The following is a 22,584-nucleotide window of genomic DNA, read 5'->3' on the forward strand; positions in this document are numbered from 1 at the left end:
ACCCCTCAAAAGGTACTCTTTACTGTGATTCTACCCCAAATGAATCATTGCAAAAATGGCATAATTAATCATGTCTTGGTAATTGGCATCAATTCCTTCCGAAACCAATGTTTTTCCCTTATTATCTTCAATTTGTTTTACGCGTAATAATTTCTGCAAAATTAAATCTGTTAAACTAGAAACACGCATATCTCTCCATGCTTCACCGTAATCATGGTTTTTATTCATCATTAATTCTTTGGTGATTTTTGCATGTTTATCATACAAAATGGTTGCTTCTTCTGTGTTTAAATCTGGGTTTGCTACAACTCCATTTTCTAACTGAATTAACGCCATTATAGAATAATTGATAATGCCGATAAACTCAGACTTCTCTCCTTCATCAACTTTTCTAACTTCGTTTTCTTGTAATTGACGAATTCTTTGCGCCTTAATAAAAATTTGATCCGTTAAAGATGGTAGTCGTAAAATTCGCCACGAAGAACCATAATCACTCATTTTTTTTATAAATAAACTTCTGCATTCTTCAATTACAGCATCATATTGTTTAGATGTATCTTGCATTCTATCTTGTTAAAAAGTATTTGTTCAAAAATACTAAATCCTATAGGCTTTTCATTTATTTTTACAAAAGAATTTTAAAACTCATAAAATTGAAAAAAGTTGTTGTTTTTTGTGGATCAAGCTTAGGTTTTAACCCTATTTATAAAGAAGCTGCTATAGAATTAGGAAACTATTTTGCCAACAACCAAATCGGTTTGGTTTATGGTGGTGGTAAAATAGGAATGATGGGCACAATTGCCGATACAATTCTAGCTCATAACGGAGAAATTATTGGTGTAATTCCTCAATTATTAGAAAAAGAAGAAGTTGTACATGCTGGTGTAGAAGAAATGATTGTGTGCAAAACAATGAGCGAGCGTAAAGTAATTATGAGCCAATTAGTAGATGGTTATATTACGCTTCCGGGTGGTTTTGGAACCTTAGATGAATTGTTTGAAGCCTTAACTTTAAGTCAACTATATATAGAACAAAAACCAGTAGGTATTTTAAACGTAAATGGTTTTTTCGACACTGTTTTACTACAATTAGACAAAATGATTGAAGAAGGTTTCTTAAAACAGACCAATAGAGATATGCTAATTGTTGGTACTTCTGTAGAAGATTTAATGCAAAAAATGAACGCCTATAAAGCTCCAAAAATTACAGGTGTAATTAATAAAGTAGTGAGTTAGCATGACCATAAATTGTAAAGGTACTTTAGTAGATTTAGCATCACCAAAAGTGATGGGTATTTTAAATATTACACCAGATTCTTTCTTTGACGGTGGTAAATATAAAAATGAAACAGATATTCTTTCTCAGGTAGAAAAAATGCTTTTAGATGGTGCCACTTTTATAGATGTTGGTGCGTATTCTTCTAGACCTGGCGCAAAACATATTTCCGAAGAAGAAGAACTGCAAAGAATTGTACCTGTTATCAATTTATTGACACAAAATTTCCCTGAAATTATTATTTCTGTAGATACTTTTAGAAGTAGAATTGCACAAGAAACCATAAACGCAGGTGCAGCAATTGTAAACGATATTTCTGGCGGAAAAATGGATGACAAGATGTTTACAACTGTTGCCAATTTGCAAGTTCCTTATATTTTAATGCACATGTTAGGTACGCCACAAAACATGCAGAAAAACCCTGTTTATAAAGACGTAACCAAAGAAATTATTTCTTTTTTCGCTGCACAAATACACAAATTACATCAACTTAAATTAAATGACATTATTATAGATGTTGGTTTCGGGTTTGGAAAAACCAACGCTCATAATTTTGAAATCTTAAAGAATTTATCACTTTTTAAAAGTTTAGACACACCCATTTTAGCCGGAATTTCTCGTAAATCTATGTTGTACAAAACCTTAGATATTTCTGCCCAAGAAGCCCTAAACGCCACTACTTCTGCAAACACCATTGCGTTGTTAAATGGCGCAAATATTTTACGTGTTCATGATGTAAAAGAAGCTGTAGAAGCTGTAAAAATTGTAAATCAGATTCGTTAATCGTCATTGCGAGGAATAAAGAAATATTTCATTAAACTAGCACTTCATAATTTTTAGAAGCTGTTTCCTGCTTTCAACTATATCTTTTTTCTTCTGTCATTGCGAAGTTTACTTTTTTGTAAACTGTAGCAATCTCATTATTAATTAACAGATTGCTTCGTTCCTCGCAATGACGTAGTTTTAAAAAAAAGGATGCCATTTCAATCAGGGCTAAAACTTGTCAATTAACTTTAATACTGTCATTTTAAAATGAGCACTTTTTAGCGATTGAGAAATCTCAGATTGCTTTGGTTATTCTTCCTTCGCAATGATGAGCATATAAATATTTGGCATTCTTTTTGTTAAATAAATGTTAACGCCAAAAATCTACCTAACCAAACTTTAATAAATCAATTCGAAATAATTCGGATAGACAACCCATTTATTAACTTTTAAAAACTAGAAATTATGAGTAGAAAAGAATCTCCAGAAATTAACGCTGGCTCTATGGCAGACATTGCGTTTTTGTTATTAATCTTCTTCTTAGTAACCACCACAATGAGTGTTGATGCAGGAATATCAAGAAAAATTCCTCAGAAACAAGAAAACCCCACAGATATTGACATCAATGAAAGAAATATCTTAGAAGTAAACATCAACAAAAACAATGAACTTTTTGTAGACGGAAAAACAATTCAATTAAACGAATTAAAACAAATTGCCATCAATTTTATAGACAATGGAGGCGGATTAGACATTAACAAACAAAACTGTGATTGGCGTAATGGTAATAAAATATCCTCCTCATCAGACCATCCTACAAAAGCAATTATAGCTATAAAAACAGATCGCTTAACTACTTATGAAACCTATATTTCTACTTTAGATATTTTAAACTCAGCCTACACACATTTACGAAATAAACTAGCTGTAAAATTATATAACCAAAATTATGTGAGTTTGGTAGATGCTTATAAAAAATCGAATCACCGTGATAAAAGCATTCAAGAAAAAATAAAATTAATCAGAGAAAAATACCCATTATTATTATCAGACACAGAAAATGGTAATTGATATTGCGGTCATCAAATTTATTAGTAATTTAGCGTAAACTCAGTCAATTTTCATGTTCGATTTTATTGAATTTTCTTTACTAGATGCATTAGATATTTTATTAGTGGCAACACTACTCTATTACATTTACAAACTATTAAAAGGTACCGTTGCTATTAATATTGTAATTGGTATTGCCTTTATTTTCTTAATTTGGAAAATAACCCAAGCCTTAAAAATGGAAATGCTAAGTGGTATTTTAGGCTATTTACTTTCTGGTGGTGTTATTGCATTAATCATTGTTTTTCAGCAAGAAATACGAAAATTCTTATTAATGATTGGTACCACAAACTTTACCAATAAACGAAGTTTTTTAAAACAACTTAAATTTCTACATACAGAAATAGGTACAGAAAATGATACAGAAACAATTTTAGATGCATGTAAAAACATGGCTAAAACTAAGACAGGTGCTTTAATTGTTATTGAACGTACCAATGCTCTAGATTTTTTAATAAACACTGGAGACAGTATGAATGCTTTGGTAAATGTTGCAATTTTAGAAAGTGTATTTTATAAAAATAGTCCGTTACATGACGGTGCTTTAATTATTAGAGACAATTATATTGTTGCAACAAGAGTTATTTTACCTGTTTCCGACAGTACAAAAATTCCTTCTAGATTCGGATTAAGACATAGGGCTGCAATTGGCGTTTCTGAAAAAACAGATGCAGTTTGTTTGTTGGTATCTGAAGAAACTGGAGAAATTTCTTATATAAAAGACGGTGGGTTTGAGCTATATTCTGATTATACTGAACTCGATGAAAAGCTAAAAAAAGATTTAATGTAACTCATTAAATCTAAAAAAACACATAAAAAAAGGTTCTCAAATTGAGAACCTTTTTTTTATTAATACTAAATATGTTTCTAGTTAGCTGCAGCCATTTTTTCTTGAATAGCAGATAATACACTTTTATATTTTGCTAATTCACCTTCATCTAAAGTAGACGTTAATTCTTTTCCTTTTTTCAATAAAGAAGCACCTTTAGAAGCCATACCTGTAATTTTAACAAAATCTCCATTAGCTTCTATATAATTTTTAGCATATTGTGCATATCCTAATAAATTCTGCGTTACTTCCTCATTAGAAAAATTAGGAATTGTGACTCCTTCTATAGCTGAAGTTAATGATTCACTAACTTCTTCCTCGATTTCTTCTTCATCGATTAACTCTAACTCTTCTTTATTTACAGTTTCGGTTTCTACAACCACTTCTTTCACTTCTTTTGTTTCAGATTTACAAGAAGAAAATACTAATGCTCCTAATACGAAAATTGATACTACGATTTTTTTCATCTTTTTTATTTTTAATGTTAGTACCACAAATGTAAATCAAAAAAAAGGATTCTAAGATGCTTTTTGTATGCTAAACTGTTTATCATATAAGTTTTTATAATACCCTTTCTCTCTATCTAACAACTCGTTATGAGTACCCTCTTCTACAATTAAACCTTTATCCATAACAATAATTTTATCTGCTTGTTTAATCGTTGCTAATCGATGTGCAATTACAATAGAAGTCCTACCTTTTGTAATTGTTTCTGTTGCATATTGAATCATTTGTTCTGCATGAGAGTCTACAGAAGAAGTAGCTTCATCTAAAATTAAAATACTTGGTTTGCTTACATAAGCACGTAAAAAAGCAATTAATTGTCTCTGTCCAGAAGATAACATCGCACCACGTTCTTTTACATTATATTGATACCCTCCTGGAAGTGTCATAATAAAATCATGAATTCCTATTTGTTTAGCAGCTTTTTCTACCTCTTCTAAAGTAATTTTATCATTTTTTAATGTAATATTATTCAAAATGGAATCTGAAAACAAGAAAACATCTTGTAAAACTACAGCAACTTGGTTTCTTAAACTCTCTAATGTATAGTTATCAATAGAAACATCATCAACACAAATAGTACCAGTATCTATTTCATAAAAACGGTTTATTAAGTTGATAATCGTAGATTTTCCTGCTCCTGTTGCACCAACAATAGCAACTGTTTGCCCACTTTTTACATCCAAAGAAATTCCCTTTAAAACTTCTTCTCCTTTTATATAGCTAAATCTAACATCTTTCAGATTGATGTTTCCTTTTAATTTCCCTGCTGTTATGGTTCCGTTTTTAACAATACTACTGTGGGTATCTAAAACCTTAAAAACACGTTCCCCAGAAACAATTCCCATTTGTAATTGGTTAAACTTATCTGCAATTTGACGTAAAGGTCTAAATAACATTTGCGCCATTTGCACAAAGGCCATTACAGTTCCAGGCCCTGGTACCGTACCTCCAATAATTTGTTTACTCCCAAACCAAACAATTAAACCAATACCAATAGATGATAAAATTTCTGCAATAGGAAAGAAAATAGAAAAATACCAAATGGTTTTTACATACGCTTCTTTATGTTTATTATTGATATCGTTAAAGTTCTTATACTCTATCTTTTCTCTATTAAAGAGTTGTACAATCTTCATTCCTGTAACTCGCTCTTGTACAAATCCATTTAAATTTGCTACTTGATTTCTTACTTCTTGAAAAGTAGCTTTAATGGCTTTCTGAAAAACGCTTGTGGCATAAATTAAAATAGGTAAAACTGCTAAAGCGATTAAGGCTAGTTTCCAATTAAAATAAAACATTAACGCAGCTACTGCAAACATTTGCAAGACATCACTTACTATTGTAAAAACACCACTACTAAAAAAAGCGGCAATGGTTTCTATATCAGAAACGACTCTGGTAACCAATTTACCAACGGAGTTTTTATCAAAATAAGACATTTTAAACTGTAAAATGTGCCTAAATGTTTTTGCTCTAATATCTCTAATGATATGTTGACCAACCCAATTTGCAAAATAAATAAAAGTAAAACGTAGCAACACTTCTACAAGCACAACCACAAACATTAATATGATATTATTTATAAGGCCTTGAGCATCTTTTTCTGTGATATATTTATCTACCGTTTCTTTTATTAAATAAGGGTTTAGTAGTGCTACCAACGATAATAAAATAGTGGAAAAAACAGCAATAAAAAAGTTTAACTTATAGCGTTTTGCAAAAGACATTAGTCTTAAGAAGATTTGTAAATCAAATGCATTTCCTGTTTTACCTGCCAAAATTTAGTATTTTATATTTGTTAAAAACAATCCTTTTGCAGGAACTGACAATCCTGCGTTGCTTCTATTTTTACTCTCAATAATTTTTCTAAAATCTTCTTTTGATATTTTTCCGAGACCAACATCAACCAAAGTACCAACAATGGCTCTCACCATGTTTCTTAAAAAACGATTTGCTGTTATATAAAACACCAATTCTTTTCCGTTTTGTTTCCAAACAGCTTCTGTAATATCACAGTTATAAGTATAAACATCTGTCTTTACTTTAGAAAAAGTTTGAAAATCTGTATACTCTAACAATAATTTTGCAGCCTCATTCATTAAATCTATATTCAAATCTTGAGAATGTATTTGCCACGAAAAATCTAATAAAAAAGGATTTCTACCCAACCATACTTTATATTCATAACTTCTGCTAAGTGCCCCAAAACGCGCGTGTTGCTCATCATCAACCTCAAACACGTTATACACTACAATGTCCATAGGAAGCAGTGAGTTTAACTTGTGCGGAATATCTCCTTTTAATGTTTTATCTATATCAAAATGAGCAAACATTTGCGAAGCATGTACTCCGGTATCTGTTCTACCTGCTCCAACAACTTCAATTTTTTCTTGAAAAATTGTACTAACCGCTTTGTTTAATTTTTCTTGCACAGAGATTACATCTGGCTGAATTTGCCAACCATGATAATTTTTTCCGTTATAAGAAAGTTCTATAAAATACCTCAAGAAAGTCTGTTTTTGTAGCCATCAAAATTACGGAATTTATTTTGTTATGATTACATTTGAAGCCAATAGAGACGTTAAATTTTTCTAACTATTTCTTTTTATGAAGAAAATCTTATTATTATCTGATACTCATAGTTTTATTGATGCTCAAATCTTAAAGTTTGTAAAGCAAGCAGATGAAGTTTGGCACGCTGGAGATATTGGTAATTTAGAAGTTACCGACACTATAAAAAAATTAAAACCTTTACGAGCTGTTTTTGGTAATATTGATGGAGCTGATGCTAGATCTGAATTTCTTCTAGACAACAAATTTGAAGTTGAAAATGTTGCTGTTTGGATAACACACATTGGTGGTTACCCTAATAGATATGATCAAAGAATTCGTGAAGAAATAAAAGTAAACCCTCCAAAAATATTTATTTCTGGGCATTCTCATATTTTAAAAGTACAATATGATAAAAAACTAAACTTATTGCATTTAAACCCAGGTGCAGCAGGAAACCATGGTTTTCATAAAGTAAGAACCATGTTGCGTTTTTCCTTAGACAATGGAGAAATAAAAGATATGGAAATTATAGAACTTGCTAAACGAGGTTAACTTGTTTTTTTTCTAAAATAGGTAAAACAACTTTAATAACCGTACCACTTTTAGGAGCTGTATCTATATTGAATTCCCCTTGCATCATTTGTATTCTAGCATCTATTTGATTTAAACCAAGTCCTTCTTTATTTACTACCTTATTTTTATCAAATCCAACACCATCATCAGAAATTCTTAGATATAATTTACCATCGGCTTCATCTATCTTAATCATTGCCTTTTCTGCCTTACTATGCTTTAAAATATTATTCACAAATTCTTGAATAATATTATATACTTTTATTTCAAAATTTTGTTCGTACCTCCTTGTTTCTCCTATTCTTGTATCAATCTTAATTTGAGAGTTAGAATATTTTTCTGCTATTTCTTTTATAGCATATTTTAAACCAAATTTTAACAATACAGAAGAAACTAAGGTGTGAGATAAATCTCTTATACTTTGAGATGCTTCTTTTATAATTTTTTGTGTTTTGTCTATTTCTACAGGTGTTTCTCCTTTAAAAAGACCTCTTGTAGCTTGTAAGTGCAAATTTGCAGATGATAAAAGCGCACTTATACTGTCATGTAACGTTTCTGCTATTTGTTTTCTCTCTGATTCTTTACCATCTATTGTAGCATTTAAAATCCTTACCTGAGAATCTGATTTTATTTTTTCTAAATTCTGACTCTGAACTAACTGTGTTTGAGATAGTTTTAAACTTAAATTTTTCTGTCTAAGTTTATAAAAAATTAATGCAAACAATAAGGTAATAATTATAATTACGCTTCCTATACCAAGTAACCAGAATGTCCTTTGATTTTTTAGTCGTTTGTTTTCTTCTTCTTTTAAAACTAATTTTTTAACTGTATTAACATCGTATTCAGCATTAATTTTTTTTACAATTCCTCTAATTTCAGTATCTCTTAATTCATCTTTTATACCATAAGATATTTCTTGAAATTCATACGCTTTGTAATCTTTTAACTTGTACATAGCCCAAGATAAATTAGCATATAAACTAGCTTTAAATCTTACTGCTTTTGAACTATTATCATTCTTTATTAAGTCTAAACCTTCTAAATAGATTTCTTTAGCTAAGTTAAAATCTTCTTTAATTAAATAAATACTCGCTAGATTACCTAAAGCAGCAGCTTGATTTATTTTATTATTATTTAATTTATGAATTTTTATAGATTTATTGGCATATTTAGTAGCTAAATCATATAAAGAATCATTAATATAAAAAGCAGATAAATTACTATATGCTTTTGCTTTAGTATCTAAATAAATTTTATTTAGATCGTTAAAATCTAAAATTTTTTTATAATAATATAATGTACTGTCTCTATAATTTTTAATTTGCTCTTTGTCTTTTACATTACTCCTCTCTTTAAGTTTGTGATAGGAACTTCCTAAACGCAGATAATTTTGAATTAATAATAATTTTGATTCTAAATTTTCATCTTTATTATCTAATAATAGAGAATCATTTAACATATTATCTACATTAACTCTAAAATATTTTATACCATCATTAAAGCTTAGTGTTTCGTAAAAAATATTTCCTATTAAATAGTTTGTTTTGTAAAAAACACTTCTATTTTTATTCTTAGAACTATCTAATAAAGTAAATGCATTTTTTAATGCTACATCAAATTTTTTCTCTTTATATAATTTATCAACATTTTTAAAACTTTTTATTAAAACACTATCATTTAATTGCATACAAAAAGAAGCTGTATGAAATACAACTTCTTTTCTATTTGAAAGTGCTTTAAAAAAAATAAGCAAAAACAAAAACAAAAATATTCTACTTAAGATTTTCAATTTTTATTTATTTAATCTATGATTACTTCTGGTCTTCTCTCTTTGAAATATGTATAACCTGTTGATTTTGCAGAAGTATTATTTTCTATAATATGATTTACAAAATCAATTTTTAAAGTTTGACCTTCTAATTTTTCAAAAACCTTAGAAAAAACTGTTTCTTCAGATTTTCCTTCTTGTAAATGAACTTCGTAAATGCTTAATTCTTCATTAAAAATAAAATCTACTTTCACTTTATTTTTTACACTAAAGTTTAGTGTATAAGTTCCATTTTCATTGCCAGAGATACTATACTCAGCTAACATTTCTTCTTTGTTTGCTTTAGCAAATGAAGCGTCTTCATCTTTAATACTAATTTGAGGTTGTTTACTAGTATTGGTATCTACAAATCCTATTTTAAGTTGATTTCCGTCTATTACAAAATCTTGAGTAACCTTACTATTCAGTTTATTTTCTGATGAATATAAATAAATATAATTAGTATTTGTAGTTTCATCAACAACGTTTTCCGTTTTTACATTTCCATTTAAATTAAAATCTAAAGAATAAGCTCCATCAACGTCTCTTTTAATGGTATACGCTTTTAATAAATCTAAATTTTGTTCTTCTGGCAATACTGTTTCGTTGAATGAGCAAGAAGTAAAAATAAATGTTAACGACGCTAATACTGCAAATAAGTTAATTTTTTTCATAAGGGGAGTTTTTAATACTATATTTAATTCTATAAGGAAAACTATTCATATTTATAGTAAGCTAGAATGCATGCACCAATTAGTGTTCTTAGAGTTAACTATTAAACCTTTTAGGGGAACGATTTATAAATAAATCAAAGCTTAATAATTATTTTTTTAGGGGTGTAAGAACTAAACTATATTGTTTTTAACTGCATACATTGCCAAGCCTACTGCATTTTTTACATTTAATTTTTTTAACAAACTTTTTCTATACGTTTCTATGGTGTTTCTACTAAGATGCATTAAATCTGCCATCTCTAGCGTACTATACTCTTTTGTAATTAATTTTAAAACATCCAATTCTCTTTCCGTTAAACTCTCTAACAAATATTTGTCTGGCATTTCTCCTTTAGGAACCTTTTGACCAGATAAAGATTGTAATAAAATTTTCTGGATATCACTACTAAAATATTGCTCGCCATTTGCAACTGCTTTAATAGCGTTTACAATGTGCTCTCCAGCATTATTTTTAGAGATGTAACCATTACAACCTAAAGATAAAACTTCTTGAACAATCTTAAGATCATCATAACTAGATAAAATAATAACTTTTTGGTCTATTTTTCTTTTTCTAAAGTGTTTTAATACTTCAAAACCATCTAAAACTGGCATTGTAATATCTAATATTAACACATCTGCCGAATTTTCTTTTTGATCAAACCAATCAATTACCTCTTGTCCTGTTAAAGAGTAACCTTTAATTTCAATTTCTTTATCAGTATTTATTACAGCGATGATGCCTTCTATTAATATTTTATGATCATCGGCTACGTGAACGTATATCTTTTCTTTCATTATTATATTACAAATTTAGAGTACAATTAAGAGACTTACAATACCCATTTTCGGTGAAATTTCGACCTCACTGTTTTCAGTGAGACACCTCACTGAAAACAGTGAGAAGATTAACATATATATTTAATTTACAATATGTTAGTTGTTATTAATTTTAAACTATTTTAGTTAATAAAAATACAAATTAAATATTCAAATTAGTTTTAAACTCTAGAAAGTTATAGAAAACAAAAAACCGAGAAATAAATTCTCGGTTTTTTTTTCGCACTAAATATACTAATATGATAGGTTTATCGCAATCTATCTACAGATTTCACAAGATCTTCATCCTTTTTAATAGCTTTATTTGCCAAAACAATAAGCAAAATAACTAAAATTGGTAAGAACATCCCAATACCTTTCTCCGAAATCGAAACTTCTCCAGGTAAAGTTAGAGATACATAAATCAATAATCCTAATAAAAAAAGATTGATCAAAATTACTAAACGGCCTACAACAAATTGTAACTTTCTATTTTTAAATAAAAAAATAGTTGCAAAAGATACAATCGCCGAAAGCAAATATAACAAAGGAATTACTTTTAAAAGCATAGAATCTCTAAAAAATAAATCCAAAGCAAAAATCTCCTCTTTAATACTACTCCAAATGTCAAATACAAATATTAAACCGCCAGAAACTGCAGTTGCTAATAATAAATATATACTCTGTATTCTTTGAATCATATTAAAAAATAGAAATACAAAAGTAGAACTTTCTTTTTTAAAAAGAAAACCTAAAACTTAAAAATTTTGCATATATTTGTAATATAATAACCACCCATTAAATATTGTATAGTACTATATACAATACATAAACTCTAAAAAAATTATAATTAATCTTATCTAAATAAGGTTTACAATTTAACTTAACACATAAAGAATGTTCGAAATCTCAGAACTAAAAGCAAAAACACTTGCTGATTTACAGGTAATTGCAAAATCTATTGGTCTATCGAAGACGAGTCAACTTAAAAAATTAGATTTAGTGTATCAAATACTAGATACACAAGCTGCAAACCCTGTAGATACTTCATCTTCTCTTGTTTCTGAAGTAAAACAAAAAACAGAGAAACCTAAAAGAAAAAGAGTTTCTAAAACTACTGACACAGTAAAGACAACAACAGAAGCTAAAACTGAGCAGCTTACATTAGAAACACCTGAAGTAAAGGTAAAACAAGAAAAAACAGTTCAACGTAAACCTAACCCTAGGAAACCTGTACAGAAAGAAACTGTACAAAAAGAAGTTGAAACAGTAGTAGAAACTAAACCAAAAGTAACCAAAGAAAGAGTTGCTAAAAAAGTAGAAAAACAGGAACAAAAACCTGCAAATACTCAAAACAAACCACAACCAAATAAGCCACAACCAAAAAATAATCTTCCAAAGAAAAACCCTAACCAAACTAGAGACAAAAACAACTCTAACAGAAGTAATGGTAATAAATCTGGTAATCGTTATAAAGATCCAGATTTTGAATTTGATGGAATTATTGAAAGTGAAGGTGTATTAGAAATTATGCCTGATGGTTATGGTTTTTTACGTTCTTCTGACTATAACTACTTATCATCACCAGATGATATTTATGTTTCTCAATCTCAAATTAAATTATTTGGTTTAAAAACAGGAGATACTGTAAGAGGAAATGTTCGTCCGCCAAAAGAAGGTGAAAAATATTTTCCATTAATCAGAGTATCTAAAATAAACGGATTAAATCCTAACTTAGTTAGAGATCGTGTTTCTTTTGAACACTTAACTCCTTTATTTCCTCAAGAAAAATTCAATTTAGCAGAAAAAGGAAGCTCTTTATCTACAAGAATTATCGATTTGTTTTCTCCATTAGGAAAAGGACAACGTGGTATGATTGTAGCACAACCAAAAACTGGTAAAACCATGTTATTAAAAGACGTGGCAAATGCAATTGCAGCAAATCACCCAGAAGTTTATCAAATTGTTTTATTGATTGATGAGCGTCCGGAAGAAGTTACAGACATGAAACGTAATGTTCGTGGAGAAGTAGTAGCTTCTACTTTTGATGAACCTGCAGACAAACACGTTAAAGTGGCAAACATAGTTTTAGAAAAAGCAAAACGTTTGGTAGAATGTGGGCATGATGTTGTAATTCTTTTAGATTCAATTACGCGTTTGGCTAGAGCATATAATACTGTTGCACCTGCATCTGGTAAAATACTTTCTGGTGGTATCGATGCAAATGCATTACACAAACCAAAACGTTTCTTTGGAGCAGCTAGAAACATAGAAAATGGTGGTTCTTTAACCATTATTGCTACTGCACTTACAGAAACAGGTTCTAAAATGGACGAAGTAATCTTCGAAGAATTTAAAGGAACAGGTAACATGGAGCTTCAATTAGACAGAAATATTTCTAACAGAAGAATTTACCCAGCTATCGATTTAATTAAGTCTTCTACAAGAAGAGACGATTTATTATTAGATGCTAAAACGGTACAAAGAATGTGGGTTTTACGTAAGTATCTTGCAGATATGAACCCAATAGAAGCAATGGAATTTATCAATGATAAAATTAAGTTCTCTAAGAATAATGATGAGTTTTTAATCTCTATGAATGGTTAGAATTAACCTTTCTATTTAATTTAGACAAAACCTTTTTGAGCAATCAAGAAGGTTTTTTTTTATTAGAAGCTATTTCCTGCTTTCCACTATATCTTTTTATGCAGATTATAATCTATAAACCAAATCATAAAACTACTAAGCAATTTACAAGCTATAACCAACACTATTGAATTAAAGCATAACAAGGATGTCGCTGCAATCAGGGCTAAGCACACTTGTAATTAAACTACTCTTAACAGCAACATATACGCCTTATCTAGCTAAACTCGTTAACTAAATTTAGAGCATAAAAAATCCGTTCAAAAAATTGAACGGATTTTTTATTTTAAATAAACTTGATCTTAGTTACTAGTATATAAGTTAGATCTGTAATCTTCTACATCAGAAGCATTTTTAATTGCTTCATATATTGCAAAAGTTTTTGTTTTTCTAGACTCTGCAATACTTTTTCTTACAGCTTCGTAATTAGGTAAAGCAGTTGGTAACTCTTTATTAGTTACAGTAAAAGCATATACACCTCTATTACCCTCTATGTTTTTGTAAACTTTATTAATTTCTGCATTATACATTGCCCCTACTACTTTAGGCTCTGAACCAGCACCAGATAATGTAGGACTTTTTAAATTAATTCCGCTTGCATTTCTAACATTCGTATTGTTGTCTTTAGCAATATCAGCTAAAGTAGTTCCATTAAATTTATCTGCAATTAATTTTGCTTTCTTTTGGTTTACTAAAATAGGTTTAACACTACTTGTTGCTTTAGCAGCAGACATTAATCCTTTTTCTGTTTTAGCCGTTACAAAAGCAACTACATGACTACCTTCTAAATCAAAACGTTTAAAATCTCCTGCCTTAGTATCATTACTAAAAGCCCAAGAAATAATTTGTCTTTGATTACCTAAACCAGGTACATTCTCATCTAATACTTTTAAACCAATAGCAGGTTTAGTAACATAGTTATTTTCTTTTGCTACTTCAAAAAACTTATTGTCTTTTGATGATGCTAATGCAAATTGTTCTGATTTTTGAAAAACAGCATTTTCAGTACTTTCAGAAGCTATTATTTGTCTACTAAAAGTAGCTAATTTTAAAGCTGTTTGTTTATTCTTTTGACCATCAATCTTAATAACATGAAAACCAAATGGAGTTTCAACAACGCCAATATCTCCTTTATTACCTTCAAAAACAAAATCTCTAAATTTAGGTGTCATTCTACTATAAGTAAACCAATCTAAATCTCCTCCTTTTGCTCCAGAACCAAGATCAGAAGACATTGTTTTAGCTAAATCTTCAAATTTATTTTTGTTTCTTTTTACAACTGTTAAAATACTATCTGCTAAAACCTTAGCTTCATCTTGTGTTCTTGTTACATCTGCAGCAACTCTTTGAGCTCCTAAAAATGGAATTAAAATATGACTTGCTCTTGCAGAGTCTGGCATACTAGTAACATCTGTAATTTTAGATATTTTAAAATACCCTTGTTCTTTATAAGGACCAAAAACATCGCCTTTAGCTCCTTTAAAAATTTCTGAAGCTACAGTTGCATTAACCTCTCTTTGAAATTTAAAACTATCATCGATACTTGTATCAGAATCATTTTCACTTAAAAACTCTCTTTCATTAGAAGTGCTTTTAAAATCTTCTATTAATTCAGAAACGCTCGCTTTAATAGCATTTTCATCTTCAGTAGTTGCAGCAATATTAAATTGCACATAAGAAATATCTCTAGACTCTTCTACTTTAAAATCGTTCGAATTTGCTTTTACATAAGATTCTATTTCTCCTTTAGAAACAGTAACTAAACTATCTGAAATTGAAGTGTAAGGAACAAATACAAATTGAGAAGTTAATTTTGTATTATCTGCAAAATATTGAGACTCTCCTTCTTTTAAAGAAGCACTAAGACCTGCAGTTACTAAATTATTGTAAGTATTTCTTTCTCCATTATCTCTAATTTGAGTCATGTAGTTAGACCAAGCTCCCCACATTTCTGGATTATTTAATTTTGTGTCTGCTAAAAATTGTTTGAATTTTACTTCGTCAAAAAAGCCAACTTCATTTTGAAATTGAGGATTGTCTTTAACAGAAGGTGCATTAATTACTTCATTCCAAACATCTGCTTCACCAACAGTAATTCCTGCTTCTGATAATTGATTTTGATAGATTTTTTTTCTAACAATATTATCCCAAACATTTTTAGAGGCTTGCATTTCAGTAACTCCATTACCTACTTGTTGCTTATATGCTTCTAATTCTGCTGTAAACTCTTGTAAAGAGATAGATTCTCCATTTACTTCACCTACTTGATTTACCTTACTTGAGTTGAAAAAATCACCTAAAGTAGATGGATCTAATACAAAAGCAAAAAGTGCTAAACCAATTATAATGATTAAGAACATTGAACGTTCTCTAATTTTTGATAAAATTGCCATATGAGTTTATTTAATTTTCAGTTTGCGAATATACGATTTGGGTTTTAATATTGCAACCGATTTTATACTTATTAGTGGTAACTAAATTGGACTATAAATAGCTGCAAAAACAAAGACACCTTTTAAGCATCTTCATCAACTATTTTTAAGCGTACTTCTTCTATTTTAGCACTGCTCATTTTTAAGATTTTAATTTCAAAATCTTCAATATCAACTACTTCATTTTCCATTGGAATACTTTCTGTTTGCTCTATAATAAACCCTCCTAAAGTTTCATAAGCTTCAGATTTTGGTATATTTAAACTGTACTCTTCATTCAAGTAATCTACTTCTAATCTTGCCGAAAAATTAAATTCTGTTTCAGATATTCTCTTCTCTAAAAACTCTTGAGTATCGTGTTCATCCTCAATTTCACCAAATAACTCTTCTACAATATCCTCTACGGTTATCATACCAGAAGTACCACCATACTCATCAACAACAACAGCTACGCTTTTGCGCTTTTTCATTAAATTGTTTAAAATATTGTTTATCATCATAGACTCTGGCACAATCTCTACCGGTAACAAAATAGATTTAATAGTTTTTGGCTTCTTAAACAATTCGAAAGCATTTATATAACCTATAACATCATCTAAAGATGATTTATAAACCAATACCTTAGACAAACCAGAATCTATAAATATATTTTTTAAGTTAGCTACTTTTTCATGTAATTCAACAGCAACAATTTCGGTTCTAGGAACCATAACCTCTCTTGCTTTTACATTATGAAAATCGAGTGCGTTTTGAAAAATTTGTATTTCAGAATCTACTTCATCATCATTATTACCTGTTTCTAATTGTTCTGTAATATAATACCCTAATTCTTCTTTACTAAATTCTGTTTGCTGCTCTTCTGCATTTGTTTTAAAAAATACTCGCAGAAAAAAATCTGAAATGAAAGTGATAATTTCAGAAAAAAAGTGGAATAAAACATAAAAGAAATAAGCAGGTACAGCAAACAATTTTAAGACCTCATTTGCATAGATTCTAAAGATTGCTTTAGGCAAAAACTCTGCCGTAATTAATATTACTATCGTAGAAATAATTGTCTGTAAAAGAAGCGTTGTAAACTCGTTAAAACTGTTTACTGGAAGAATCCTAATTAAGAATCCACCCATATAATAACTGTAAATTACCAAAGAAATATTATTACCAACTAACATTGTAGTAATAAACTTTGATGATTTTTGAGTAATTTTATTAAGAATACTAGGTATAAAGCCTTCTCTTTTTTTCTCTAACTCTATATGCAACTTATTGGCAGAAACAAATGCAATTTCCATTCCCGAAAAAAAAGCGGAAAGAATTATAGAGATAAATATTATGATAATTTCAATTTCCATTAAGAAATTTATAATCTATTTTTGGTTATTTCTTTTTTCTACTTTTTTTCTAAAATGTCTTTTAAAGAAAAAGACTAAGGTAATAAAAATAGAAGCACCAAGAAACATGTAAGCTTTTTCTCTCTCTTCACCCCACCTAACAATTCCTTCTACCAAACATATTAAAGCGACTACTAAATAGCCATACTGAAAAATTTTCCAAACTGTATTCATTTTATTCTCTTTCTGATGTAACTAACCTTCCTGTTGTTTTCTTTGCTAAATGCTTACTTAAATCCTCTTTACACTCAAACCCAACACCATAAATAGTATCTTTTAAAGTGGTTAAAGTAAATGCTTTTTCTGAGAAAAAATATTTGGTATTTTGATCCCAAAATAATTGTTCTGTTTCTAATTTAGAATTCTCTTTAGGATTTACAACTACCACATTTCCTCTGATTTCAGAAATTTCAGTTTTAGAATATGATAATGCATAATTTCCTGTAATCGTTACAGAATCTATTCCGTCAAAATTTATAATTTTAATCCCTTCTGGGAATTCATTATAAGGGTGTTGTTTCCTATTACTAAAATCGTAAAGTAGAGGAGTTATTAGTTTTGATGTAATTCTACCAGAATCTTTATATACATGAAATGCATTTTTAGCAATACCGATTGGTAAGTTTTTAGACACCAAAAAATCTCTCACTTCTTTTGTGTTATTAGAGCAAGAAAAAAGCATTACTGTAACAAATAGTACAGCAATGCTTTTATATAATATTTTGTTTATGTTTTTCAAAAAATTAATTTGAAGGTACTCTTACTGTTTCTCCAATCCAACATTTTATAGTATAATTACTACCAGGAGTAACACCTGCAGTAAACACAACTTTAGAACTTGGTACATTACCTCTATAACTTCTAATATAAGAACTAGCACTAGCTGAAATACTTGGATCTACAGATGCAGCTCTTTGTGCTTGGTTTAATGCAGCAACATATACCATTCTTTTTTCAAACTCATTTTCACCACAATTATTTACACTAGATTGATATAATCTTGCAATAAATAAATAAGCTTTACCATAGTTAGGGTTAAATTTTAAAGCCTCTCTAGCCAAACTTCTAGCTCTACTTAACTGACCTCTAGATCTAGCTGATTCTGCAAACTTTAATTTATATTTTGCTTTCTTTAATGGATCTGTTTCTAAATCAAAAGATTTTTCTCTCATCTCATTTGCTCCTGCAGTATCTCCATTATCTTCTAAAACACTAGCCAAAAATGAATATGCTTCTGGTGATGGTGACGCTTCTGCATAAGCTCTTACTAATTTTTGATATAAAGGATCTTCTTGACAGTCTTTATTAAACATTCTAGAAACTGATCTTTTTAACCAAACAGCATTAGATTTATTTTCTTCAAAATCTCTATTGTATATTGGTATTAATCTTTTACAAGTTGCTATTTCAGAAATAATATTATCTAAACCACCTTCTACAGTACCTAATGCTCTAGAGTTTGTAGAATAAGCATGTATCAATCTTTTATTAGCTACAGAATCTTTAGAAAGTTCTTTAAGTTTAGCTGCATACCCTTCTAATTTAGAACTTACAGATTCTACAACATCATCATAAGTATCAAACACTTTTTGTGGGTTTGTATCTTTATTTCTATCAGTTACACCTTGAAAATAAATATATAAGTTTTTTACACCCATTTTAGTTGGATCAATAGTATATCCTTTTTCTAAAATTGAAAAAACAACATCATCAGAAGCTAATTCATTATCTAACAAATAAGTTGCATAATCACTATGTAATTTTGCTGGGTTATCGTTTGGAAAGTATTGTAATCTTTGCTCGTAAACTCTTTTAGCTAAAACAGGATCCTTTCTAACATCTTCTGCTAAAGTAGAACCTAACTTGTAAATGTTTACAGATAAATCTTGACAATTATCCATTAAATATATCCAATTAGTATATGCTTCTTCATACTTTTTAGATTGGAAATCTCCTTTAAAAAGATTATACTTAATAGTACATTCTCTTTTTGCATCGTCTTGCGCATTTGTTTTTGCTGATGCCAATAAAAACATTGCAGCTAGTAAAAACGTAATTTTCTTCATTTTGTTAGTTTTTTGTTAATCTATTTTTCTTTTCTGAAACCAATTAGTGTCTGTCAAAGATAAACTTAATCTAAAATTAAAATAATTTTCTTTAATTAAATTATTAGCAGTTGTTCCTCTTTTACCAAATTCAAATCCCATATTAACAGAGGATAATTGTTTCAATGGTAAACCTAAACCAAAAGATATGCCAAAGTCATCTACAGCCGTATAATTTGTGTATGGATCTGAGCCATCTACCAACAAACCGGTCTTTTCTAAACGAACACCCACTCTATAAGTCACTCTTTCCCAATAACTTGAGATTGAATTAATTTTAGGAATATAAAAACCTCCTAAAGAAATTCTATTTGACTCACCATAAGCATATGCACTGTTAGTTGTATTTAAAAACCCAGTGGTTTCAATTGCATCTTGTTTTTCGTATTCTAAACCTACATACCATTTATCATCTTTACCTAAACCTGCCCCTAAAGTTGTTTTTAAAGGTAATTTATAATTTCCGCTAATTTCAGATTGCGAAATGGTATCTCTACCAAATTCTCCTCCAGAATTATTTACGGAAAGAGAGTATAAATAATCATCTCCAGTAACTTTTAAATCATTACCCATTTTAAAAGTAGCCCCACCACTTATAATAAGGTTATTTTTAAGCGCTTTTTTATATTGCGCCCCTAGTGTAATAGAACCTCCTTTAACATTTGTAGTTTCTTTATACTTTGTTGCTAAAGAGACTCCAGCTCTTTGGTTTAAAATACTATTGTCTATGTTACCAAATTTATAATCTACTTCTATACCTAAAGACAATTCTTTATATACTTTTATACCAAAACTACTGTAGATTCTACTTACGCCTCCTTCTCCTGAAAAAAGAGTAATTTCTGAGACAGTCTCATTATCATCACCTAAAATAGAATTAGACAGTGAATACCCTACCGAAGACACCGGTTGTAAACCAAAAGACATACCCGCTTTATTACCTATAGGAAATGCCAATGCAAAATAACTTAAACTAGTAGAATTCGAAGATTGTTTTACACCTCCATTATCTAACGATAATTTATTATTTAACAAACCAAAAGAATAGGTTGTATACCTTAAGTTAGCATACGCTGCAGGGTTTGTAAAGTTTAAGTATTTATAGTGGCTATAAGCAACGCCAATACCACCCATTGCACTTTGTTCTACTGTAACAGGACTAAACTCATCTCCTATACCAAAAAAAGAATATGGTGATGAACTGGTTCTTTGAGCTGTTATAGCTGAAGAGGTTATTAGTATAAAAACTAATAATATGTTTCTAATCATTTGTCTATATTAAATATCAATATTCTATTTAATCCTTGAAGAAGAAAATTTTGATTCGCAAATATGCTACTTTTTAATTGCTTTGACAAGAAATTTGTGTCTCCTCCTGTTAAAACGACTGTTAAATCCATATATTTCTTTTGATATTGATTAATTACACCTTCTATTTCTTGAATCACTCCATTTATAACTCCAGAATTCATACTTTCTTTAGTGTCACGACCAATAAAACTGTTCACTTCTTCTTTATGTAGTAAAGGTAAATTTGCTGTAAATTGATGTAAGGATTCAAACCTCATTTTTATTCCTGGAGATATCGCTCCCCCTAAATATTCAGATTTACTATTCACAAAATCGAAAGTAATGCAACTGCCAGCATCAATAATTAAAGTATTTTTATTCGGAAACTGATTAACAGCTCCAACTACTAATGCAATTCTATCTACACCTAAAGTTGTTGGTGTTTTATACAAATTGATAAAAGGGACTTTAGAAGAGGCTGAAACCACTTGAAGATTCACTATTGATTTCAACTCTTCCATCATTTTATCTGACACAGAAGCAACATTCGATATAATTCCATTAGAAATTATATTTTTTTCTAAAATTTCTTTAATTTCTTTAATTATATTTTTTTTATCAAAAACATATAATCTAACGAGTTTATCCCCCTCAAAAACAGCAGACTTAACTCTTGTATTACCTATATCGATTGCTATATTCATTATTCAAATTTAGACAAATTTTAAAAAAAAATGCATTTTTTTTTATTTTTTGTTTGGAGAACTCAAAAAAGGTTGTATATTTGCCACCGCTAAGGCAATGGTACCTTAGCTCAGTTGGTAGAGCAAAGGACTGAAAATCCTTGTGTCCCTGGTTCGATTCCTGGAGGTACCACTTAAAAACCCTATAAACATTACGTTTTTAGGGTTTTCTGTTTTTAGTAAACCACATAAAAAAAGGTGTTATCTAAAATTTAGAAACACCTTAACCTTATAATTTTATTTTAAACCAACATTAAACTCTAGATTATTTAAGTAAAACGAAACTCGTTACTTAAAACATCTTAAAGCAAGTTTAACCTTCGCATTAATTCACTTTTATTAGATCTACTAATTGGAATAACACTTTTTTGAATAAGTACACTATTATCTTCAATGTCTACAATCTCAGAAACATTAATAATAAAAGACCTATGTATTCTAAGAAATAAAGAAGAAGGTAGCTTATCTTCTATTTTCTTAAGTGTCGAGTGTACAATATAGCTTTTACTATCTGTTTTAATACTAATATAATCACCCTTTGCTTCTACAAAACAAATATTCGGAATATCAATTTTAACAAGCCTTCTCTCTACACTTACATAAATAAAATCAGATCCTTCTTTTGAAGGGATTTTTACGTTGGTAGAAGTTTTAGCTTCTTTTAAACTTGATAATTTCTGTAAAGATTTATTAAACCTTGTTTTAGTAATAGGTTTTACAAGATAATCTAAGATACAATCATATTCAAATGCTTGTAAGGCAAAGTTTTTATCTGATGTGGTTAAAATTATTTTTGGCGGAGATTTTAACGTTTGAATAAAGTCAAAACCAGAAAACGCAGGCATGTGAATATCTAAAAATATTAAATCGACTTCATTTGAATTAAGGTACTTTATAGCCTCTATAGCAGAATCAAACTCCTCTAAAACAGTAATTTCATTAAAATCGGCACATAGCTTCTTAATAATTAGTCTTGCAGTTACATCATCATCTACTACTATACAATTCATACTCTTTTTAAAAATTATT

At 29.2% G+C, this 22,584-nt stretch carries 22 protein-coding genes and 1 tRNA gene; 7 read left to right on the top strand and 16 right to left on the bottom strand.

Annotated elements, in window-relative coordinates:
- Window positions 1–30: 30 nt before the first annotated feature.
- Window positions 31–564 (bottom strand): DUF1599 domain-containing protein, encoded by a 534-nt coding sequence (locus WG945_RS07160; protein WP_068448708.1) that lies wholly within the window; start codon window positions 562–564, stop codon window positions 31–33.
- A gap of 89 nt (window positions 565–653) precedes the next feature.
- Here WG945_RS07160 and WG945_RS07165 point away from each other — a divergent pair, with 89 nt between their 5' ends.
- The 4 genes from WG945_RS07165 to cdaA all read left to right on the top strand — a co-directional run bounded on the left by WG945_RS07165 (window position 654) and on the right by cdaA (window position 3,940).
- Window positions 654–1,235, top strand: a complete 582-nt coding sequence (locus WG945_RS07165) for a TIGR00730 family Rossman fold protein (RefSeq protein ID WP_068448709.1) — start codon at window positions 654–656, stop codon at window positions 1,233–1,235.
- Window position 1,236: 1 nt separating this feature from the next.
- Window positions 1,237–2,058 (top strand): dihydropteroate synthase, encoded by an 822-nt coding sequence (gene folP, locus WG945_RS07170; protein ID WP_068448710.1) that lies wholly within the window; start codon window positions 1,237–1,239, stop codon window positions 2,056–2,058.
- A gap of 447 nt (window positions 2,059–2,505) precedes the next feature.
- On the top strand, window positions 2,506–3,111 hold the full coding sequence (locus WG945_RS07175) for an ExbD/TolR family protein (RefSeq protein ID WP_068448711.1): 606 nt from the start codon (window positions 2,506–2,508) through the stop codon (window positions 3,109–3,111).
- A gap of 52 nt (window positions 3,112–3,163) precedes the next feature.
- Window positions 3,164–3,940 carry a diadenylate cyclase CdaA gene (cdaA, locus tag WG945_RS07180; protein ID WP_068448712.1) on the top strand — a complete coding sequence of 259 codons (777 nt, stop codon included), beginning with the start codon at window positions 3,164–3,166 and terminating at the stop codon, window positions 3,938–3,940.
- 77 nt (window positions 3,941–4,017) lie between these two features.
- Here cdaA and WG945_RS07185 read toward each other — a convergent pair whose 3' ends face one another.
- From WG945_RS07185 to truA, 3 genes are read right to left on the bottom strand one after another with little or no spacing between them, the layout of a single operon-like run.
- The gene (locus WG945_RS07185) at window positions 4,018–4,446 is read right to left on the bottom strand and encodes a hypothetical protein (RefSeq protein WP_068448713.1); all 429 of its coding nucleotides are present in this window, start codon (window positions 4,444–4,446) and stop codon (window positions 4,018–4,020) included.
- A gap of 51 nt (window positions 4,447–4,497) precedes the next feature.
- Entirely contained in the window at window positions 4,498–6,264 is a 1,767-nt protein-coding gene (locus WG945_RS07190; protein ID WP_068448714.1) for an ABC transporter ATP-binding protein, read from the bottom strand.
- Between the two features lie 3 nt (window positions 6,265–6,267).
- On the bottom strand, window positions 6,268–6,993 hold the full coding sequence (gene truA, locus WG945_RS07195) for a tRNA pseudouridine(38-40) synthase TruA (protein ID WP_068448715.1): 726 nt from the start codon (window positions 6,991–6,993) through the stop codon (window positions 6,268–6,270).
- A 100-nt stretch (window positions 6,994–7,093) separates the two neighbouring features.
- Between truA and WG945_RS07200 the strand changes: the two genes are divergently transcribed.
- Entirely contained in the window at window positions 7,094–7,591 is a 498-nt protein-coding gene (locus tag WG945_RS07200) for a metallophosphoesterase family protein (RefSeq protein ID WP_068448716.1), read from the top strand.
- Here the strand turns inward: WG945_RS07200 and WG945_RS07205 are convergent.
- The 4 genes from WG945_RS07205 to WG945_RS07220 form a co-directional block, all read right to left on the bottom strand.
- Window positions 7,578–9,299, bottom strand: coding sequence for a sensor histidine kinase (locus tag WG945_RS07205; RefSeq protein ID WP_082864197.1), 1,722 nt, complete (start codon window positions 9,297–9,299; stop codon window positions 7,578–7,580). The genes WG945_RS07200 and WG945_RS07205 overlap by 14 nt on opposite strands.
- A gap of 113 nt (window positions 9,300–9,412) precedes the next feature.
- On the bottom strand, window positions 9,413–10,093 hold the full coding sequence (locus tag WG945_RS07210; RefSeq protein ID WP_068448717.1) for a hypothetical protein: 681 nt from the start codon (window positions 10,091–10,093) through the stop codon (window positions 9,413–9,415).
- 171 nt (window positions 10,094–10,264) lie between these two features.
- Window positions 10,265–10,930 carry a response regulator gene (locus WG945_RS07215; RefSeq protein ID WP_068448718.1) on the bottom strand — a complete coding sequence of 222 codons (666 nt, stop codon included), beginning with the start codon at window positions 10,928–10,930 and terminating at the stop codon, window positions 10,265–10,267.
- A 290-nt stretch (window positions 10,931–11,220) separates the two neighbouring features.
- On the bottom strand, window positions 11,221–11,652 hold the full coding sequence (locus WG945_RS07220; protein ID WP_068448719.1) for a DUF4293 domain-containing protein: 432 nt from the start codon (window positions 11,650–11,652) through the stop codon (window positions 11,221–11,223).
- Between the two features lie 196 nt (window positions 11,653–11,848).
- Here WG945_RS07220 and rho point away from each other — a divergent pair, with 196 nt between their 5' ends.
- Window positions 11,849–13,558, top strand: a complete 1,710-nt coding sequence (gene rho / locus WG945_RS07225) for a transcription termination factor Rho (protein WP_068448720.1) — start codon at window positions 11,849–11,851, stop codon at window positions 13,556–13,558.
- 341 nt (window positions 13,559–13,899) lie between these two features.
- Here rho and WG945_RS07230 read toward each other — a convergent pair whose 3' ends face one another.
- The 7 genes from WG945_RS07230 to WG945_RS07260 form a co-directional block, all read right to left on the bottom strand.
- Window positions 13,900–15,990: a peptidylprolyl isomerase gene (locus WG945_RS07230; RefSeq protein WP_068448721.1), complete on the bottom strand. Its 2,091-nt coding sequence runs from the start codon at window positions 15,988–15,990 to the stop codon at window positions 13,900–13,902.
- A gap of 122 nt (window positions 15,991–16,112) precedes the next feature.
- Window positions 16,113–17,378, bottom strand: coding sequence for a hemolysin family protein (locus tag WG945_RS07235; protein ID WP_082864180.1), 1,266 nt, complete (start codon window positions 17,376–17,378; stop codon window positions 16,113–16,115).
- Window positions 17,379–17,393: 15 nt separating this feature from the next.
- Complete coding sequence (locus WG945_RS07240) at window positions 17,394–17,591, bottom strand: hypothetical protein (protein WP_068448723.1); 198 nt, start codon at window positions 17,589–17,591, stop codon at window positions 17,394–17,396.
- A 1-nt stretch (window position 17,592) separates the two neighbouring features.
- Window positions 17,593–18,156 (bottom strand): LPS export ABC transporter periplasmic protein LptC, encoded by a 564-nt coding sequence (gene lptC, locus WG945_RS07245; protein ID WP_082864181.1) that lies wholly within the window; start codon window positions 18,154–18,156, stop codon window positions 17,593–17,595.
- A 4-nt stretch (window positions 18,157–18,160) separates the two neighbouring features.
- The gene (locus WG945_RS07250; RefSeq protein ID WP_068448725.1) at window positions 18,161–19,483 is read right to left on the bottom strand and encodes a tetratricopeptide repeat protein; all 1,323 of its coding nucleotides are present in this window, start codon (window positions 19,481–19,483) and stop codon (window positions 18,161–18,163) included.
- A gap of 15 nt (window positions 19,484–19,498) precedes the next feature.
- Window positions 19,499–20,791, bottom strand: coding sequence for a hypothetical protein (locus WG945_RS07255; RefSeq protein ID WP_068448726.1), 1,293 nt, complete (start codon window positions 20,789–20,791; stop codon window positions 19,499–19,501).
- Window positions 20,788–21,516, bottom strand: coding sequence for a type III pantothenate kinase (locus WG945_RS07260; protein ID WP_068448727.1), 729 nt, complete (start codon window positions 21,514–21,516; stop codon window positions 20,788–20,790). Before WG945_RS07260 ends, WG945_RS07255 begins: the two co-directional genes overlap by 4 nt.
- Window positions 21,517–21,615: 99 nt before the next feature.
- On the opposite strand from WG945_RS07260, the gene WG945_RS07265 reads away from it, so the two are divergent.
- Window positions 21,616–21,688 (top strand) — tRNA-Phe (locus tag WG945_RS07265).
- A 169-nt stretch (window positions 21,689–21,857) separates the two neighbouring features.
- Here WG945_RS07265 and WG945_RS07270 read toward each other — a convergent pair.
- Window positions 21,858–22,565, bottom strand: coding sequence for a LytR/AlgR family response regulator transcription factor (locus WG945_RS07270; protein WP_068448728.1), 708 nt, complete (start codon window positions 22,563–22,565; stop codon window positions 21,858–21,860).
- Between the last annotated feature and the right edge of the window lie 19 nt (window positions 22,566–22,584).

Origin of the sequence: Polaribacter atrinae, assembly GCF_038023995.1 — a bacterium.
Lineage (GTDB): Bacteria > Bacteroidota > Bacteroidia > Flavobacteriales > Flavobacteriaceae > Polaribacter > Polaribacter atrinae.

Bases quoted from the DNA above. Each gene is read 5' to 3' on its own strand.
- WG945_RS07240 (WP_068448723.1), bottom strand. From the start codon at position 17,591: ATGAATACAGTTTGGAAAATTTTTCAGTATGGCTATTTAGTAGTCGCT.
- WG945_RS07230 (WP_068448721.1), bottom strand. From the start codon at position 15,990: ATGGCAATTTTATCAAAAATTAGAGAACGTTCAATGTTCTTAATCATT.
- WG945_RS07210 (WP_068448717.1), bottom strand. From the start codon at position 10,093: ATGAAAAAAATTAACTTATTTGCAGTATTAGCGTCGTTAACATTTATT.
- cdaA (WP_068448712.1), top strand. From the start codon at position 3,164: ATGTTCGATTTTATTGAATTTTCTTTACTAGATGCATTAGATATTTTA.
- WG945_RS07220 (WP_068448719.1), bottom strand. From the start codon at position 11,652: ATGATTCAAAGAATACAGAGTATATATTTATTATTAGCAACTGCAGTT.
- WG945_RS07160 (WP_068448708.1), bottom strand. From the start codon at position 564: ATGCAAGATACATCTAAACAATATGATGCTGTAATTGAAGAATGCAGA.
- WG945_RS07175 (WP_068448711.1), top strand. From the start codon at position 2,506: ATGAGTAGAAAAGAATCTCCAGAAATTAACGCTGGCTCTATGGCAGAC.
- WG945_RS07215 (WP_068448718.1), bottom strand. From the start codon at position 10,930: ATGAAAGAAAAGATATACGTTCACGTAGCCGATGATCATAAAATATTA.
- WG945_RS07260 (WP_068448727.1), bottom strand. From the start codon at position 21,516: ATGAATATAGCAATCGATATAGGTAATACAAGAGTTAAGTCTGCTGTT.
- WG945_RS07205 (WP_082864197.1), bottom strand. From the start codon at position 9,299: ATGCAATTAAATGATAGTGTTTTAATAAAAAGTTTTAAAAATGTTGAT.
- WG945_RS07200 (WP_068448716.1), top strand. From the start codon at position 7,094: ATGAAGAAAATCTTATTATTATCTGATACTCATAGTTTTATTGATGCT.
- WG945_RS07255 (WP_068448726.1), bottom strand. From the start codon at position 20,791: ATGATTAGAAACATATTATTAGTTTTTATACTAATAACCTCTTCAGCT.
- WG945_RS07185 (WP_068448713.1), bottom strand. From the start codon at position 4,446: ATGAAAAAAATCGTAGTATCAATTTTCGTATTAGGAGCATTAGTATTT.
- folP (WP_068448710.1), top strand. From the start codon at position 1,237: ATGACCATAAATTGTAAAGGTACTTTAGTAGATTTAGCATCACCAAAA.
- WG945_RS07250 (WP_068448725.1), bottom strand. From the start codon at position 19,483: ATGAAGAAAATTACGTTTTTACTAGCTGCAATGTTTTTATTGGCATCA.
- WG945_RS07270 (WP_068448728.1), bottom strand. From the start codon at position 22,565: ATGAATTGTATAGTAGTAGATGATGATGTAACTGCAAGACTAATTATT.
- rho (WP_068448720.1), top strand. From the start codon at position 11,849: ATGTTCGAAATCTCAGAACTAAAAGCAAAAACACTTGCTGATTTACAG.
- WG945_RS07235 (WP_082864180.1), bottom strand. From the start codon at position 17,378: ATGGAAATTGAAATTATCATAATATTTATCTCTATAATTCTTTCCGCT.